The sequence below is a fragment of the Faecalibacterium taiwanense genome (assembly GCF_036632915.2).
Taxonomy (GTDB): domain Bacteria; phylum Bacillota; class Clostridia; order Oscillospirales; family Ruminococcaceae; genus Faecalibacterium; species Faecalibacterium taiwanense.
This window is the reverse complement of record NZ_CP155552.1, coordinates 976110-992990: the sequence shown is the minus strand read 5'-3', so window position 1 is coordinate 992990 and position 16881 is coordinate 976110. Positions and strand designations below refer to the sequence as shown.

The 16881-nt window shown below is 54.5% G+C and carries 12 protein-coding genes, 5 tRNA genes and 1 pseudogene; 6 read left to right on the top strand and 12 right to left on the bottom strand.

Going from position 1 to position 16881, the window contains the following annotated elements; all coding sequences use genetic code 11:
• Positions 1 to 3: 3 nt before the first annotated feature.
• From nusA to PXT33_RS04925, 7 genes are all read right to left on the bottom strand, one after another.
• Positions 4 to 1110 (bottom strand): transcription termination factor NusA, encoded by a 1107-nt coding sequence (nusA, locus tag PXT33_RS04955; protein WP_097773881.1) that lies wholly within the window; start codon positions 1108 to 1110, stop codon positions 4 to 6.
• Between the two features lie 37 nt (positions 1111 to 1147).
• On the bottom strand, positions 1148 to 1633 hold the full coding sequence (gene rimP / locus PXT33_RS04950) for a ribosome maturation factor RimP (RefSeq protein WP_332376021.1): 486 nt from the start codon (positions 1631 to 1633) through the stop codon (positions 1148 to 1150).
• Positions 1634 to 1770: 137 nt separating this feature from the next.
• On the bottom strand, positions 1771 to 3012 hold the full coding sequence (locus PXT33_RS04945; RefSeq protein WP_332376020.1) for an aminopeptidase: 1242 nt from the start codon (positions 3010 to 3012) through the stop codon (positions 1771 to 1773).
• Positions 3013 to 3518: 506 nt separating this feature from the next.
• Positions 3519 to 4940 (bottom strand): glycine--tRNA ligase, encoded by a 1422-nt coding sequence (locus tag PXT33_RS04940; RefSeq protein WP_097773884.1) that lies wholly within the window; start codon positions 4938 to 4940, stop codon positions 3519 to 3521.
• A gap of 182 nt (positions 4941 to 5122) precedes the next feature.
• Positions 5123 to 5608 carry a 23S rRNA (pseudouridine(1915)-N(3))-methyltransferase RlmH gene (gene rlmH / locus PXT33_RS04935; protein ID WP_332376019.1) on the bottom strand — a complete coding sequence of 162 codons (486 nt, stop codon included), beginning with the start codon at positions 5606 to 5608 and terminating at the stop codon, positions 5123 to 5125.
• 332 nt (positions 5609 to 5940) lie between these two features.
• Complete coding sequence (locus PXT33_RS04930; RefSeq protein ID WP_097773885.1) at positions 5941 to 8190, bottom strand: DNA gyrase subunit A; 2250 nt, start codon at positions 8188 to 8190, stop codon at positions 5941 to 5943.
• 292 nt (positions 8191 to 8482) lie between these two features.
• Positions 8483 to 10474 (bottom strand): type IIA DNA topoisomerase subunit B, encoded by a 1992-nt coding sequence (locus tag PXT33_RS04925; RefSeq protein WP_120020158.1) that lies wholly within the window; start codon positions 10472 to 10474, stop codon positions 8483 to 8485.
• A gap of 355 nt (positions 10475 to 10829) precedes the next feature.
• On the opposite strand from PXT33_RS04925, the gene PXT33_RS04920 reads away from it, so the two are divergent.
• The 6 genes from PXT33_RS04920 (at position 10830) to PXT33_RS04895 (ending at position 11788) form a co-directional block, all read left to right on the top strand.
• A tRNA-Phe gene (locus PXT33_RS04920) sits at positions 10830 to 10905 on the top strand.
• A gap of 30 nt (positions 10906 to 10935) precedes the next feature.
• Positions 10936 to 11011: transfer RNA gene (locus PXT33_RS04915), tRNA-Gly, on the top strand.
• A 29-nt stretch (positions 11012 to 11040) separates the two neighbouring features.
• A tRNA-Asp gene (locus PXT33_RS04910) sits at positions 11041 to 11117 on the top strand.
• Positions 11118 to 11203: 86 nt separating this feature from the next.
• A tRNA-Gly gene (locus PXT33_RS04905) sits at positions 11204 to 11279 on the top strand.
• Positions 11280 to 11307: 28 nt separating this feature from the next.
• Positions 11308 to 11382, top strand: a tRNA-Cys gene (locus tag PXT33_RS04900).
• Between the two features lie 160 nt (positions 11383 to 11542).
• Positions 11543 to 11788 carry a DUF6061 family protein gene (locus PXT33_RS04895; protein WP_195488833.1) on the top strand — a complete coding sequence of 82 codons (246 nt, stop codon included), beginning with the start codon at positions 11543 to 11545 and terminating at the stop codon, positions 11786 to 11788.
• A 51-nt stretch (positions 11789 to 11839) separates the two neighbouring features.
• Here PXT33_RS04895 and PXT33_RS04890 read toward each other — a convergent pair whose 3' ends face one another.
• The 5 genes and pseudogenes from PXT33_RS04890 to PXT33_RS04870 all read right to left on the bottom strand — a co-directional run bounded on the left by PXT33_RS04890 (position 11840) and on the right by PXT33_RS04870 (position 16867).
• A complete protein-coding gene (locus PXT33_RS04890) occupies positions 11840 to 14152 on the bottom strand; it encodes an ABC transporter permease (protein ID WP_347070494.1) in 2313 nt (770 codons plus the stop codon).
• Positions 14153 to 14228: 76 nt separating this feature from the next.
• On the bottom strand, positions 14229 to 14483 hold the full coding sequence (locus PXT33_RS04885; protein ID WP_347070493.1) for a hypothetical protein: 255 nt from the start codon (positions 14481 to 14483) through the stop codon (positions 14229 to 14231).
• A gap of 15 nt (positions 14484 to 14498) precedes the next feature.
• A complete protein-coding gene (locus PXT33_RS04880) occupies positions 14499 to 15170 on the bottom strand; it encodes an ABC transporter ATP-binding protein (protein WP_195659728.1) in 672 nt (223 codons plus the stop codon).
• 104 nt (positions 15171 to 15274) lie between these two features.
• On the bottom strand, positions 15275 to 16198 hold the full coding sequence (locus PXT33_RS04875; protein WP_332376017.1) for a HAMP domain-containing sensor histidine kinase: 924 nt from the start codon (positions 16196 to 16198) through the stop codon (positions 15275 to 15277).
• Positions 16191 to 16867, bottom strand: a pseudogene (locus PXT33_RS04870) (response regulator transcription factor). Before PXT33_RS04870 ends, PXT33_RS04875 begins: the two are co-directional and overlap by 8 nt.
• Positions 16868 to 16881 lie beyond the last annotated feature (14 nt).

Here is a 16881-nt window from a genome sequence, read left to right as displayed (position 1 = left end):
GAATTACTCGGTGTCGGTCTCGGCTTCCTTCTTGGGCTCTTCCTCGCCATAATAGCCGCTCTCGGGGCGGATATCAATGTTGTAGCCGGTCAGGCGTGCGCACAGGCGTGCGTTCTGGCCCTTGTTGCCAATGGCAAGGCTCAGCTGCTGGTCGGGCACGGTCACACGGCAGGAACGGGTCTCGCCGGGCAGCAGTTCCACCTTGACCACCTTGGCCGGGCTGAGTGCTGCGGAGATGAACTCGGAGATATCCTCGCTCCACTTCACAATGTCGATCTTTTCGCCGCCCAGCTTTTCCACAACAGCAGCTACACGGGCACCGTGCTCGCCGATGCAGGCGGAAACAGGGTTCACGTTGGGGTCCTTGCTCCAAACAGCCATCTTGGTGCGGGCACCGGCCTCGCGGCTGATGGCCTTGACCTCCACAGTGCCGTCAAAAATTTCGGGCACTTCCAGCTCAAACAGGCGCTTGACAAGGCCGGGGTGGGTGCGGCTGATCATAACGCGGGGGCCGCGCTCAGTGCTGACCACGTCCACAACGTAGACCTGCAGGGTCTGGCCCTCGGTGTACACCTCGCCGGGCACCTGCTCGTTGTGGGGCAGGATAGCCTCGCCGCCCTTGCCCAGATCCAGAGCAACGATGCCCTTCTCCGGGTCCACGCGGGTAACGGTGGCCTGCACGATGTCGTGTGCACGGGACTGGATCTCGCTCAGCTGCTGGCTGCGCTCAGCCTCGCGGATGCCCTGACGGATCACATGCTTTGCGGTCTGGGCTGCAATGCGGCCGAAGTCCTTGGTCTTGAGGGGGGTCACGATGCGGTCGCCCACTTCGTAGCTCTTGCGGATCTTCTGTGCCTCGGTAATGCCGATCTCAGAGTGCTCGTCGTACCAGTCCTCGTCGGCCACAACGTCCTGGATCAGGGCCACATCAAAGCGGCCTGCGGCGGGGTCGATATCCACCTTCACGTGGTCCTCTTCCACCTCATAGTTCTTCTTGACGGCAATGATGATCGCAGCCTTGATCTTTTCGATCAGGTATTCTGCGGTGATGCCGCGCTCGTGCTCCAGCATGGAGAGAGCTTCAAAAAATTCATTGTTCGCTGCTGCCATTTTTCGGGTTCCTCCTGTAATTTACTCTCTATCTATGTTAGTCAAACAGGTCTTCATCGTCGCACAGGTTCACGCTGGATGCGGCGTTCACCTCAAAGGTGACAGCGCCCGCATCGGTGTTCACTGTAACGGTGCTGCCCTCGCGGCCTGTCAGGATACCGGAAAACTCACGCACGCCGTCTGCACTCGGGCGGATGAGCTTTACCCGGATCTTCTGGCCCTCGAGGGCTTCATAGTGCTCCGGGCGGGTCAGCTTACGGCCAAGGCCGGGGCTGCCCACTTCCAGATAATAGCTCTGGTCGATGGGGTCTGCCTCGTCAAGGATGGGGTCCAGCGCATGGGAAACATCCGCGCAGGTGTCGGTATCCATGGTGCCGTCCTTGTCGATGAGCACGCGAAGATACCAGTCTGGACCTTCCTTTTCAAAAACCACATCCCACAGGCGCAGGCCCATGCCCTCCACGGTGGGGCGGACAAGCGCTTCGACTCTCTGGGCGGTGTTGCCGCCAGACTGCTTCGCCATAAAAAACCTCCAAACAAACAAGAAACGCGGACCTTGCGGCCCACGTTTCAGGTTAAACTATATCGTACTACTAGAATATACCATACATCCCGCGATTATGCAAGCATTTTCGCAGATTTTTTTCGCCGCAGGGTCTTTTACAGCACCCACACGCCGTCCCTGAACAGCTCCACGGTGCGGCCATCGCGGCATTTTCCGGTGATATGGCTGTCCTCTGCACCGATCATCACATCCTCATGCAGGCGGGACTGGTTCATGCCGCGGGCCAGCAGCTCTTCCTTCGTCAGCGCCGTGCCGCCCTTCGTGGTGCCGGGGTAGCTGGCACCAAAAGCGATGTGGCAGGCGGCATTTTCGTCAAACAACGTGCTGTAGAACAGCTTGCCGCTGCGATTGATGGGGCTGCTTGCCGGCACCAGTGCCACCTCGCCAATGCTGCGGGAGCCTTCGTCGCCGTCCAGCAGACGGCCCAGCAGCACCTGTCCCTGCTCGGCGTGGTAGTCCACAACCCGGCCCTTCTCAAAGGTGACACGGAAGTCCTTGATGAGCTGGCCGTTGAACACATAGGGCTTTGTGCCGTAGACGATGCCCTCTACTCTGTCCTTGTGGGGCGCAGTGAACACTTCCTCCGTGGGGATGTTGGGCAGGAACACCACGCCCTTTTCGCTCTTGCTGGCGGCGCTTTCCCACACAGCCTGATCCGCAAGACCCACGGTCAGGTCCGTGCCATTGCTGCTCTCAAAATGCACGCTTTCCAAGTCCAGCGCGTTCATTTTATCCCGCAGAGTGCTGAGCCGCTCCATATGGGCCTGCCACTCGTTCACCGGGTCGCCACCGGTGACCCGGCAGACGTCAAAGATCAGCTTCCACAGCGCTTCCATGGCGGCATCCGCGTCCAGCTCCGGGAAGACCTTCTTTGCCCACGGCACACTGGGCAGGGCCGCAATGGACCACTGCACCCGGTCGTTCATGGTGTACTCCTGCCACTCCTCCATAAAGGCGCGGCGGGCGGCATTCACCCGGCTGATCTTATTGCCGTCAATGCCCGCATACAGCTCCGGGTCGTCCGCAATGAGATGCAGTACGCACACGCCGCCCTCGCTTTCAGCATAGTCAAGATAGCGGCGCAGCTGCCATGGCTTGAGGTCGGTCAGGGCCTCCTCGCTGCCCAGCTCCATGCGGGCGCGGGCCACAGCGTCATCGCTCCAGTTCACCTGCACATCCCGGGCACCGGCTTCGTAGGCACTGCGCACGCACAGCCGCGCCAGCGGCGCGCCCTCCAGCGGGCAGTTGATGATGAGGGTCTGTCCGGGCTGCGGGTTCACCCCCACCCGGACGATGAAATCGGCATATTTTTTCAGCAGTTCGTCAAAGTTTTCCACGGTAGAACCTCCTGCGGTGTAAAAATCATGTTTTTCTGTTTTTCAGTATACCCGGTACAAGCCGTTCTGTCCAGTAAAAAGAAAACAGACACCTCCCGCTGTTGAAAAAGCAGGAAACGTCTGTTATACTGTCTTTTGAGAGTGCTGTCTACATACGGCAGGCGGTCTATGCCTTTTCGGCCCTGCGTCGGGAAGGCGAACATTTTTGTCGTACCCCGACGCTTTGCAGCGAAGGGGGTGATGCTTCATGACGCTTTTAGAAACTCTGGCTCTGCTCACATTGCTTGCAACCGTGAGCTTTGGCATTTTCGATATCGCGTGGAAGATCTTCAACAACAAAAAATGACCGCCCTCAGCGTCCAAACCTGAGCGGTCATCTTTTGATTATCGCGCCGGAAAGGTACTGACCGTTTGCCAGACAGCACTTTCTTTATTTGTATTATAGCACAGCCCCGCCGAAATTGCAACGGCGGGGCTGTTTTTTATCGCCTGAAAGCGAATTTTTCTCAGAACTCGATCTTGCTCTCGATATAAGCTTTCAGCTCGGAGATGGGCATACGCACCTGCTCCATGGTGTCGCGGTCACGGACGGTGACGCAGTTGTCGGCAGCAATGCCCTTGGCCTCGTCGCCCACGGTGTCAAAGTCCACGGTGATGCAGTACGGGGTGCCGATCTCGTCCTCGCGGCGGTAACGCTTGCCGATGGAACCGGTATCGTCGTAATCCACCATGAAGTACTTGCTCAGCTCGTTGCGGATCTCCATGGCCTTCTCGCCCAGCTTCTTGCTCAAGGGCAGCACGGCGCACTTGTAGGGAGCCAGAGCCGGATGCAGATGCAGCACGGTACGGATATCCTCCTTGCCCTTGCTGTCGGTCAGGTGCTCCTCGTCGTATGCTTCGCACAGGAAAGCCAGAGCCACACGGTCACAGCCCAGAGACGGCTCAATGACGTAGGGGATGTAGTGCTCGTTGGTCTCGCTGTCGAAGTACTCCAGGCTCTTGCCGGAAGCTTCCTGATGGCGGGTCAGGTCGTAGTTGGTACGATCCGCGATGCCCCACAGCTCACCCCAGTCGGTGAACGGGAAGGCGTACTCGATATCGGTGGTAGCGCGGCTGTAGAAGGCCAGCTCTGCAGGCTCGTGGTCACGCAGGCGCAGGTGCTCCTTCTTGATGCCAAGGCTCAGCAGCCAGTTCTCGCAATAGTCCTTCCAGTAAGCGAACCATTCCAGATCGGTGCCGGGCTTGCAGAAGAACTCGCACTCCATCTGCTCGAACTCACGGGTGCGGAAGGTGAAGTTGCCCGGGGTGATCTCGTTGCGGAAAGCCTTGCCCACCTGGCACACGCCGAAGGGCAGCTTGCGGCGGGTGGTGCGCTGGATGTTGGCAAAGTTGACAAAGATGCCCTGTGCGGTCTCAGGACGCAGATAGCAGGTGGAAGAGCTGTCCTCAGTAACGCCGATGGCAGTCTTGAACATCAGGTTGAACTTGCGGATGGGGGTAAAATCGTGCTTGCCGCACACCGGGCACACGATGTCCTCATGCTCTGCGATGAAAGCATCCATTTCGTCAAAGCTCATGGCATCCACATTCACCTCGGGGTGCTCCTCACCGATCAGCTTGTCGGCGCGGTGGCGTGCCTTGCAGGCGCGGCAGTCCAGCAGGGGGTCCGAGAAGCTGGAGACGTGGCCGGTGGTCACCCAGGTCTGAGGGTTCATGATGATGGCTGCATCCAGACCCACATTATAGGGGCTCTCCTGCACGAATTTCTTCAGCCATGCCTTTTTGACATTGTTCTTGAACTCGACGCCCAGCGGGCCGTAGTCCCAGCTGTTGGCCAGACCGCCGTAGATCTCGGAACCGGGGAACACATAACCACGGTTCTTGCAGAGATTGACGATCATATCAAGGGTCTTTTCGCTCTGTTCCATTGTAGTACATCCTTTCCGTCCGCGGCTGGTTTGCCGTGTCGTTGTTGTATCGTTCCGGCAGCTTTCCCCACTGCCGGGCGTGCTTTTCAAAGGGAAAGCACAGTATCTTTACTGTACCATGTTTTGCGCCGCTTGTAAAGCCGAAAACCGGCCTGCTTTGGGGAACAGACCGGTTTTTGCACTTATTTATGGTATTTCATTCCTGCATTGATGGTGCAGGCGCGGTAGATCTGTTCCGTGAGCACAAGGCGGGCCAGCTGGTGGGGCATGGTGATGCGTCCCATGCTGAACTTGAGGGCGTCGGCCTTTTTCACCTCATCGGACAGGCCGTGGGACGAGCCGATCACAAAGGCCACGTCTCCTGCCCCACTGTTCGCACGGTCCGCAAGGAACTGCGCCAGCTCGTCGGAGGAGATTTGCCTGCCCTCAATGCACATAGCCACGATGGCAGCACCCTTGCGCACGTTGGACAGGATGGCCTTGCCCTCCTTGTCCAGTGCCTTTTTTACCACGGCATCCGAGGCGTTCTTCTCCTCGATCTTTTCCTCCGGCAGCTCAATGATGCGGAAGGACGCGAAGGCGGCAAGGCGCTTCTGGTACTCGGCCACGCCCTCGGCGAAATATTTTGCATTCAGCTTGCCCACACAGATCAGGTCGATGTTTTGCATTGCAGTTTCCTCTTTTATATAGAAACGATTTAAAATTGTCTCCGCTTCGCTCTGACAATAACAGCGGAATTTCCATTTTTATTTTCGTGTTTGTCGCGGCCTGCGGGCCGCTCCAAACACATTTTCACGGGTGGGGTCGCTGCCGGAAAATGCATTTTCCTCTGCGCGACGGCTGCAAGCCGACAGCAGCAAGATGCCGTTTGCCGTTGCAGCCTTTCTTGTGAAAAGGCAAATTGGAAAAATCCGCAGATTTTTCCAATTTGCAATCCTTAAAATCAACTTCCGCTAAGAATGGCAGAGCGAAGCGGAGCCATTTCTCAATAAAAAGCGTTTTACAGCAGACTCATCTGCTCGCCCTCGTCCTCGGCGCGGAGCAGCGCACCGGTAGCGGGCAGGCTGCGCACACGGTAGCGGTGGGGGTTCGCCAGCTCCAGCGTGTCCGCAGGCACCACCGAAGCGATGGTCTGGTTCTTTTTCAGGGTAACCACTGCCACGCCCTGACTGTCGCGGGTGGCCTTGGCCGCGATCTGCGCCGTGCCCACCAGCAGCATCCGGCTGGCGCTGGTGCGGATGGCAAGCTCCGTTTCCTCCGGCAGGAAGAAGAGCTTCGCCAGCGGCTCCTTGTCGCAGTAGGCCTTGAGCAGCTTACGGCGGTTCTGCTTGGTGGCATAGGAGCTGAGCGGAATTTTCGCGCACTTGCCGCTGGCAAAGAAGAACAGCATAAAGCCGCTGTAGTCGCTGGTGATCACCATGGAGAGCACGTTCTCGCCCTCGTCCATGCCCAGACGGCCCGGGATGAAAATGCCCATCTGGGCCACCTTGCCGTCCTCCAGCTCAGCCAGACGCACCTTGTACACCTGCTGCTTGTCGGTAAAGAACAGCGCTTCCACGTTGTTGCGGGTCTCGATCTGCTGCACGATCTCGTCGCCTTCTTTCAGCTTATGGGCACCAGCGGTGCGCAGACCCTGCGGCGGGATCTTTTTGAAGTAGCCCTCGCGGGTAAAGAACACCGTCACGGGGTAATCCGGCGCTTCTTCCTCCTCGGAGCCGTTCTCTTCCTCAGGCAGATCGTACAGGATCTCGCTGCGGCGGGGCTGGCCGTACTTCTTGGCAACATCGTTCAGCTCATTGATGATGATGCGGCGGATGCGGGCGGGCTTTGCAAGGATATCGTTCAGGTCGGCAATGTCCTTCTCCAGCTGTTCGATCTCGCTGGTGCGCTTGAGGATATATTCCCGGTTCAAATGACGCAGCTTGATCTCGGCCACATAGTCGGCCTGCACTTCATCGATGCCAAAACCGATCATCAGGTTGGGCACCACTTCGGTCTCTTCCTCGGTGGTGCGGATAATTTTGATTGCCTTGTCAATGTCCAGCAGGATGGCAGCAAGACCCTTGAGCAGGTGCAGGCGCTTTTCCTTGCCGTGCAGGTCGTAGTAGGTGCGGCGGCGCACGCACTCCACGCGGAAGGCCGTCCACTCCTTGAGAATTTCGCGCACACCCATCACGCGGGGCTGGCCGGACACCAGAATATTGAAGTTAGCGCTGAAGCTGTCTTCCAGAGGGGTAGCCTTAAACAGCTTTGCCATCAGCTTGTCGGCATCCACGCCGCGCTTGAGGTCCAGTGTCAGCTTCAGGCCGTTCAGGTCGGTCTCGTCACGCATGTCGCTGATTTCCTTGACCTTGCCGGCCTTGACCAGCTCTGCGATCTTGTCCATGATAGCCTCCACCGTGGTGGTTGGCGGGATCTGGGTGACCTCGATCATGTTCTCGCCCGGCACCACATTGTAGCGGGCGCGTACCTTCACGCTGCCGCGGCCGTTCTCGTAAATTTCACGCATCTGCGCTTCATCGTACAAAATCTGACCGCCGCCCACGAAGTCCGGGGCAGGCATGGTGGTGGAGATGTCGTGGTGCTCGTCCTTCATCAGGGCCACGGTGGTGGCGCACAGCTCTGCCAGATTGAAGGAGCAGATGTTGCATGCCATGCCCACCGCGATGCCCAGCGTGTTGTTGGCCAGAATGGTGGGGAATGTGACCGGCAGCAGGGTAGGCTCGGTGGTGGTGCTGTCGTAGTTGGGCACAAAATCCACGGTCTCCTTGTCGATATCCCGGAACAGCTCCTCGCACACACCCTCGAGCTTCGCCTCCGTGTAACGGGCAGCAGCGCAGGACATATCGCGGCTGTAGGCCTTGCCGAAGTTGCCCTTGCTGTCCACAAAGGGCACCAGCAGGCTCTCGTTGCCGCGGCCCATGCGCACCATGGTGTCGTAGATGGCGGCATCGCCGTGGGGGTTCAGGTGCATGGTGCTGCCCACGATGTTGGCAGACTTGGTGCGTGCGCCCTTGAGCAGGCCCATCTCGTACATGGTGTACAGCAGCTTGCGGTGCGCCGGTTTGAAGCCGTCGATCTCTGGCAGCGCGCGGCTGACGATGACGCTCATGGCGTAGGGCATATAGTTAGTTTCCAGCGTGCGGGTGATGGGGTCCTCCAGCACACTGCCGGCATTTAAAATTTCAACGCCGTCGCCCAGCTGCGGGCGCACCGGCTTGAGTGTTTTCTTGGTCGATTTTCTAGGCATCTTCTAACCTCTTGACGATTTTAAATGGGCGCCGCTCTCGCTCTGCCCATATTCAGCGGAAAATATTTTTTATTTTTGCAGTTCAGGATGGCCTGCGGGCCATCCTGAGCTGCTCTTTCACAGATGGAGCCGTTCCGGTTTTCTGCATTTTTCCCTTAAAATGCCGTGACCCGTTGGGGCCTTCTTCGTGAAAACGTGATTTGGAGCAGCCCGCAGGCTGCGACAAATCACCAAATTAAAATAACGTTACCTCTGTCATTGCCAGAGCGCAAGCGGAGGCAATTTAAAATCATCAGCTCACATCCAGATCATCCAGATATTCTGCGCCGTGCTGCGCAATGTGTTCCTTGCGGCCTGCAAGGTTATCACCCAGCAGGATATCGAACACCTGCGCGGTCTGCACCACATCAGTGGGCATCACCTTGATCAAACGGCGGCTCTCCGGGTTCATGGTGGTCAGCCACATCATCTCGGGGTCGTTCTCACCCAGACCTTTGGAGCGCTGGATGGTGTATTTTTTCTCGCCGATCTCTTCCAGAAACGCTGTCTTTTCCGGCTCGGTGTATGCAAAATAAGTGCGGTCTTTCGTTGTAATTTCATACAACGGCGACTCTGCGATATACACATAGCCCTTCTCGATCAGGGTCGGGGTCAGGCGGTAGAGCATGGTGAGCACCAGCGTGCGGATCTGGTAGCCGTCCACATCGGCATCGGTACAAATGACGATTTTATTGAACCGCAGATTATCGAGATTGAAGGTGGCCAGCTCCTTGTTGTGTTTGCCGCCCAGTTCCACGCCGCAGCCCATCACCTTGATGAGGTCCACGATGACATCCGATTTAAAGATGCGGGCATAGTCGGCCTTCAGGCAGTTCAAAATTTTGCCGCGGATGGGCATGATGGCCTGATACTCACTGTCACGGCTGGACTTGACCGCACCCATAGCGGAATCGCCCTCCACGATATACAGCTCGCGGCGGGATGCATCCTTGGTGCGGCAGTCCACGAATTTCTGCACCCGGTTGGCAAGGTCGATCTGGGTGGACAGCGTTTTTTTGATGCTCTGGCGCGTTTTTTCCGCATGCTCACGGCTCTGCTTGTTCACCAGCACCTGCTGGCAGATCTTCTGGGCCTCGTCCGGCTTTTCCAGAAAATACACTTCCAGATAATGCTTGAGGAAGTCGGTCATAGCCTGCGAGACGAATTTGTTGGTGATGGCCTTTTTGGTCTGGTTCTCGTAGCTGGTGCGGGTGGAAAAACTGGACGAGACATACACCAAGCAGTCCTGCACATCCTGAAAGCTGATAGCGCTCTCACCTTTTTTATAGAGGTTCTTTTCCTTCAGGTACTTGTTGATCTGGTAGACAAAGGCGGTGCGCACCGCGTGCTCCGGGCTGCCGCCGTGCTCCAGCCAGGAAGAGTTGTGGTAATATTCCAGCATCTGCACCTTATTGGAGAAGCAGAACGCCGCGCTCATGCGCACCTTGTAATCCGGCTGGTCCTCGCGGTCTCGGCCGGATGCCTCACTCTCGCAGCTGAACACCGGGGTCAGGGTATCCTCCCCTGCCACCTCGGCCACATAGTCCGCGATGCCGTGCTCATAGCACCAGCTCTCGTACCACGCCTTGCCAGTGGCAGGGTCTTTCTCTTTTTCATCGGTAAAGTTCAGGGTCAGGCCTGCGTTGACCACTGCTTGACGGCGCAGGGTATCCTTATAGTAGCTGCCGGGCACATCGATGTCGGTGAACACCTCGTCGTCCGGCTTCCAGTGAATGATGCTGCCGGTGCGGCGGCCCTTGTAGGCTTCCTTCTGCAGGCCGCCCACATTCTCGCCCTTTTTAAAATCAAGGTGATAGTGGTATCCGTCACGGTAGATATCGGCGGTCATCCATGCAGAAGCATACTGGGTAGCGCACAGGCCCAGACCGTTCAAGCCAAGGCTGAACTCGTAGTTATCCTCACCCTCGCCATACTTGCCGCCTGCATACATCTCGCAGAACAACAGCTCCCAATTGTAGCGCCCCTCGCCGTTGTTCCAGTCCACGGGCATACCGCGGCCAAAGTCCTCAACGATGACGCTGCCATCCTTACAGCGGGTCACGTTGATGGTATCGCCGTGGCCGTCGCGGGCTTCGTCGATGGAGTTGGAGACGATCTCAAAGATGGAGTGGGCGCAGCCCTCCACGCCGTCTGAGCCAAAGATAACGGCCGGGCGCTTACGCACACGGTCAGCACCCTTCAAAGAAGTAATGCTCTCGTTGCCATATTCCTGTTTTTTTGCCATGCTGCTCCTCCCGGCCCGGCCTTTCTTGCAAAAAGCGGGCCGTCTGTAGTCAAATCATAAAACGCCTCTGCCCTTTTCTTACTATAATATAGGTATACACAGAGAAAAAGGGCAAAAGCGCCTGAATCATTTCATTTTCATTAAACCATAGGTTGTTGAATTTGTCAATTTCTGTTTGGCACGCCCGCACACAGCACGTCCTGCGCCGGATGTGCCAAAAGCAGGTTGAAAAAAGTCATTCTTATTTTACGCGCTGGAGCGACCAAAATCAAGAAAGTTTCAATTTTCTGAAAAAAATTTGGATTTACCCCTTTACAAAATCGAAATTTCAGGTATAATAATCATCGTCCGGTGCGCCTCTGTAGCTCAGTCGGTAGAGCAGGGGACTGAAAATCCCCGTGTCATTGGTTCGATTCCGATCGGAGGCACCAGTCAAGGAAACCCAGCAGGGTTTCCAATATGCGGCCGTAGCTCATCTGGTAGAGCGCCACCTTGCCAAGGTGGAGGTAGCGAGTTCGAGCCTCGTCGGCCGCTCCATAACGGAGCAGCAACGGTTGCTCCAATATGGCCCGGTAGCTCAGTTGGTTAGAGCACCAGCCTGTCACGCTGGGGGTCGTCGGTTCGAGCCCGATCCGGGTCGCCACCAAGAAAGCGCAAGCTTTCACCTACTTTGAAACTTGTTTTCAGGGCATCAGAAATGATGGGTGCAAGGTAAAATGCACCGAATATGCGGCCGTAGCTCATCTGGTAGAGCGCCACCTTGCCAAGGTGGAGGTAGCGAGTTCGAGCCTCGTCGGCCGCTCCAACAGGAGTGGAAATTCACTCCTAAATATGGTGACGTGGCCAAGTGGTAAGGCAAGGGTCTGCAAAACCCTCATCCACCAGTTCAAATCTGGTCGTCACCTCCAAAAGATTCCCGGAAGCTTGGCTTAACAGTGATAAGGAACTAATTCACTTATCAACTGTTAGCTGACGGATTTCGGGTGCATACAGAACTCCCGTCTGATTCCTAACAGGAATTGGGCGGGAGTTTTTCTTTTCAAAATATGTATATCGGAGGTTAATACCATGAAAAATATGATTTCTTGTGAATTTAACATCGACACCGCCTGCGTGGAGCTTTGCTTCGCTGATGGCAGCATGATTTCAATAGACTGTACCGCCGTGGAGAATGAGGTTGCCGATAATATGTATCAGCGGTCAGAATTGGACTATCTGATCTACAATGATCCGATTGGATATGCAGACTTGATATTGAACGGTGATCCCGAAATTTATCTAAAAACTGTAACTGAATGTAAACCCTTAGATTAAAACTCAGCCCTCTGCCTTTTTCTTGGCAGAGGGCCGTTTTTTGCTTAACAGTTATTGAGCATCCCTTAATTGCTCTACAACGCTGCATTTCTCTGCGTTGTCATACATCATGCAGGGGATCAGCCACCCCAGCAGAAGAAATACCGGAATTGTCAGCAGGACAGGCAGAATGGTGAATCGATACTCAAAGAACCAGAACATACTGCCCAGCATTTTTCCCGCAAGAGGTCCCATCACCAGCGACAGCATAAAGGCCGCCGCTACGGAAGACATTGCGTAAAACACTCCCTCATAGATCAGCATGGTTTTGAGCTGCCGGTTCGTCATTCCTACAGCCTGAAGCACAGCAAATTCACGGCGGCGGGAAAGAATACCGGTCATCATGGCGTTGAAAAAATTCAAGAGTCCCACCAGCCCAATGATAGCACAGAGGATACCACCTATCAGAAGGAACATCTGCCGGAACTGAGCAAATTCAGAGCGAGCCGTGGCCTTGCTTTCATACATCAAGGGCGAAAACTCACCGGCAGTGAGCTTCGATAGATATTGCTCTGCTTCGGCCTCGTCAACTTCGTCCACTGTGTCGAACAGGTAGAGCATCGGAATGGCCGCACCACCACTGTCCCGCTGAGCAGTGTCCACAGACAAAACTGCATTATATCCAATACCACCATAACGATAACTCATGGAATAGGGAACCTCTACCAAGGCGCAGACCGTGTACTCTACATCTCTGGCTCCATACAGTTTTTCCTGAAAGTACTCCTCCGGTGTATCCTCGGTGAGTTCCCCGGTGCGGCTGTCGATATATTTCACATCGTCCGCATAGGTAGCCGTGATTGTGTCTCCCACCTTGGGGTAGTATTCAGGATTGGGCAGATTGCCGTAGTCATCTAAGGAAACCGCAATGGCAATAGAGTGATTATCCGACTCCAACATAGGAGAAATATCTCCGTCGAACACTTGCAGCTTGTCAAACAGGCTGTTGTCCAGAGCCTCGATCCTGGTATCTCCCATCACCATATTGCCTCGGTGCTCCAGACGGCTCATATGGCTGTCCAACTGCTCGGCGCTTTCGTACCTTGCATAGTCCTGTCGCAGAGCATCCTCCGTCATCCACAGGTAGGCGGGTTTTCGCACAGCATATCCCGTGCCGGAAAGACTGGCCTTTGTGTTTGCGGAGATATCCTCTATTTGCTCCTGGGTGATAAATTCATCTGCACTCGAGTTATAACGAAAATAGTCGGGAGTGCTGACGATAAAATCGGCGCAGGTCATGGTGGATACATACTTCTCCATGCTGAAGCCGCCCACAAAGGCACACAGCGCATTGAACAGTGTCACCGACAGTGCCAGAGACACCACCACCAGCACCGTTTTTTTCTTGTTTCGTCCCAGATTGGCAAAGGCCATCTGATGGAGCTTGGCTCCCCGGGTGCTGCGCTGTTTTTTCTTAGTCTGTATCGCATCCGTATATTTGGTAGCCTCTACCGGAGAGACCTTGGCTGCCATTTTTCCGGGCTTGGAACAGGACAAGAGCACCGTCAACAGGGCAAACAGCATAGAACCAAGGAAGATCACAGGCGATGTGCTGATGGTGGTGATGCCTGCATCCAACTGGGTGGAGCGCAAGACAACAGGAACCAAAACGGCGCCAATGCCGTAGCCCAGCAGCAGCCCCGCCGGAATACCGATCAGACAAAGCAGAAGTGCCTGCTGGCGAATGATGCGTTTGAGCTGCCGGGGCGTTGTGCCAATGGTTTTCAGAAGTCCGTAAAACCGGATATCTCCCGCAACAGAGATCTGGAAAATGTTATAGATGATAAGATACCCAGTGAAAATCACCAGCAGCAAAAAAGCTGCTATGGCGACCATCAGCTCTGGATCGAGCTGTGACTCCAGCTGGGATGAGGTATATCCCCAATTGACGCCGATCCGGACGCTGTTGGGATCGGTATAGCTGTCCCATGTGTAGCCAAGATCGGTATCCACCTGCTCCATCTGCCCTTGAATGTTTGTGCCGGAGGCCAGCATGACATTCAAATCGGTGCGGAAAGGCTGTAAACCTGTTTTCACTGCCTGCGCTTCGATGTCATCTGCGTAATCACGGCTGATGTTGATGTAATGAACAGGCATTAGTTCATCATAGTCCCAATAGCCTACCAGCGTAAAGGCATCTGTTACAGTAAAGGCGGTTTGATCCTTGTCCGTAATGGAATAGGAAACCGTGACCTTTGCGCCCAGCTCCGGCGTTACGCCAAGCAGCTGCAACGCTGCCGTATCCATGGCTACCTCTTTGCCGCTTTCGGGCATCCGTCCGGTAGTAGGGGTTGCATAGCTCCATTTAGTACAGTTGGCATCCATGTAGCTGATCTCTGCCGGTATTTTGGCAAAGACCCCTCCGCAGTGATACCGATTACCTTCCGTGCCCCCGTAGCCTTCACCTTTGGGTGGGCAGCGATGCGTTCCGCCTGCTCGGGGAAACATCCTTAAAGGTGCCATGCGCATAGCCGCCTACCTGCCGAAACTGGTAGGTTTCATAGCTGGCGTTCAGTGACAAGACAATGGTGAACATGGAAGTAAATAGCAGCGTTGTCAGCGCAATGGCAAAAATAGCGATCAGATTGCGGCGACGGTTCGCATAAAGAGATTTTAAGCTGAGCTTTCGAATACATTTTCTGTTTTTGACATTCATCGTAGCCACCTCCCGTTAGTTCTGGGAGACGATCCGACCATCTTCGATACGGATAATGCGGTCTGCCATCTGCGCAATTTCTTCGTTGTGAGTGATCATTACGATTGTCTGGGTGAACTTTTGACTGGTGACTTTCAAAAGGCTCAATACATCCTGGCTGGTTTTGGAATCCAGATTACCGGTGGGTTCATCTGCCAGAATGATAGCGGGTGCTGCCGCCAGCGCACGGGCAATGGCTACTCGCTGCTGTTGACCGCCAGAGAGCTGATTGGGCAGCGCATCCAGACGGTCGCTCAGTCCAAGCGTCTGTACAATCTGCTGCACAAAAGCCTTGTTTACCTTTCCGCCATCCAGTTCAGTGGGTAGAATGATATTTTCATATACATTCAGCACCGGAACAAGATTGTAGCTCTGAAATACAAAGCCGATTTTCCTGCGGCGGAAGATGGTCAGCGCTTCCTCCTTCAGGGAGAAAATATCCTGTCCGTCCACCATGACCGTGCCGCTTGTAGGGCGATCCAGCCCGCCCAGCATGTGCAGCAGCGTGGATTTGCCGGAGCCGGATGTGCCGACAATTGCAACAAATTCGCCCTTCTTTACACTTAAATCAACTCCATCCAATGCATGAACTGCGTTTTCACCGGAGCCGTAAATCTTCGTCAGGTCATTTGCCTGTAAAATATTCATAAACTCGTACCTCCATTAAAAAATCTGTATGCAGGGTTTTATGTTCCTGCATACAGATCATATCACACAATTCTTTCCACAATCTTTCAAGACGGAGTTCAATTCTAACAGTTTTGTAAGATTTCAGCTTGTCTCGGAAGAAATACAGAAAAAGTGGAGCCTTTTCCCGGTTCCGAGGTCAGTTTGATGTACCCACCCTCCCCGGAAATAATCTCCCGTGCCAGATACAGGCCGATGCCCACGCCCTCATTTTCCCGGACGGCTTCCGAACGATAGAAGCGGGAGAAGATCTTCGGCTGTTCAGATTCTTCAATACCGATGCCCGTGTCCGTCACATCAATACGGGTAAAGAGTTCATATTCTGCTGCGGAAATCGTCATGCTGCCGGAGGGCGTGTATTTGATAGCGTTGTCCACCAAATTGCCCAAGGCTTCTGTTGTCCATTTGGGGTCGCAGCAGGCAGAAGAAGTTGTTTCAGAGATTTGCAGTACCAATCCCTTTTGTTTTGTCTTGGAACCATACTGAGCCGCAATACCGTCCAGCATCGGTTGAACAGACTCCTGCCTGGGTGATAGGGTCAAAATCCCATTTTCCAGCCGGGACAACTTCACCAGAGAATCAATTAAGAAACGCAGTTTCTCTGTCTGCTGATGGATGGCTTCCACATTGGAGTGCATATCCCCGGGCAATTCTTCCTCTGCAATCAATTCGCTGTAAAGCAGAAGATTGGCAATGGGCGTCTTGGTCTGGTGGGAAATATCGGCAATCAGCGTTTTGATTTTATCTTTCTCGATGGTCACATTCCGGGCGGAAATAGCGGAGGAGGATAGATAGTGGGCAAATTTGGTTTCCAGAGCCGATAAGCGGCTTTCATCAAAATTTGTTTCGGAGTAAGTACCCTCGACGGCAGCATCCAGCATCTGATCGATTGTGTCCATCGTCTTTTTGGTTCGGCGGTAGTTTGCATAAATTGCAAGTGCCGCAGCCAGAACGCAGGAAAATTCCAATATTACAATCCAATTATCCATGCTTCTTTCCCCACATATAGCCGATGCCGTAGACCGTCTGGATATAGTTCTGCGCTCCCAGCTTATCCCGAAGCCGTTTGACAGTCACAGACAGGGCATTTTCATCTACATACTCCGCTCCATCCGTCCAGATGCGGTCGATCAGATCGCCACGGCTCATAGCGTTGCCCTGATTTTCCACCAGCAGACGAAGGAGCTTTTGTTCTGTTTTGCTGAGTTCTACGTTGGCACCGTCTGCGGAAAACTGCATCTGGTCAAAGTCAAATACAAAACGGTCAATTTGAAAAGTCTTTGCAGGGACAGAAACCGCATTTTTTCGTAGCTGCGTATTGACCCTCGCCCGCAAAACCGACAGAGAAAAGGGCTTCGTGATGTAATCATCTGCACCCTGTTCCAGCCCAACTACAATATCCATATCGGTATCATTGGCAGTCAGCAAAATCACCGGGCGCACCGGGGCGGCGGCTTTCAGCTCTTGCAAAAATCCAGCCCACTGCCGTCCGGCAGATTGATGTCCAGAAGCACCAGTAATACGCTGCCGCAAGCTAACTGTTCCCGTGCGGTCTTCAAATTCAGGCAGGAAACGACTTGGCGGTTTTCAGACTTCAAAGCACGGCATAATCCTTGATTTAAGCCTGTATCATCTTCTATGATTAAAATTTGTTCCATTTAATTCTCCAATC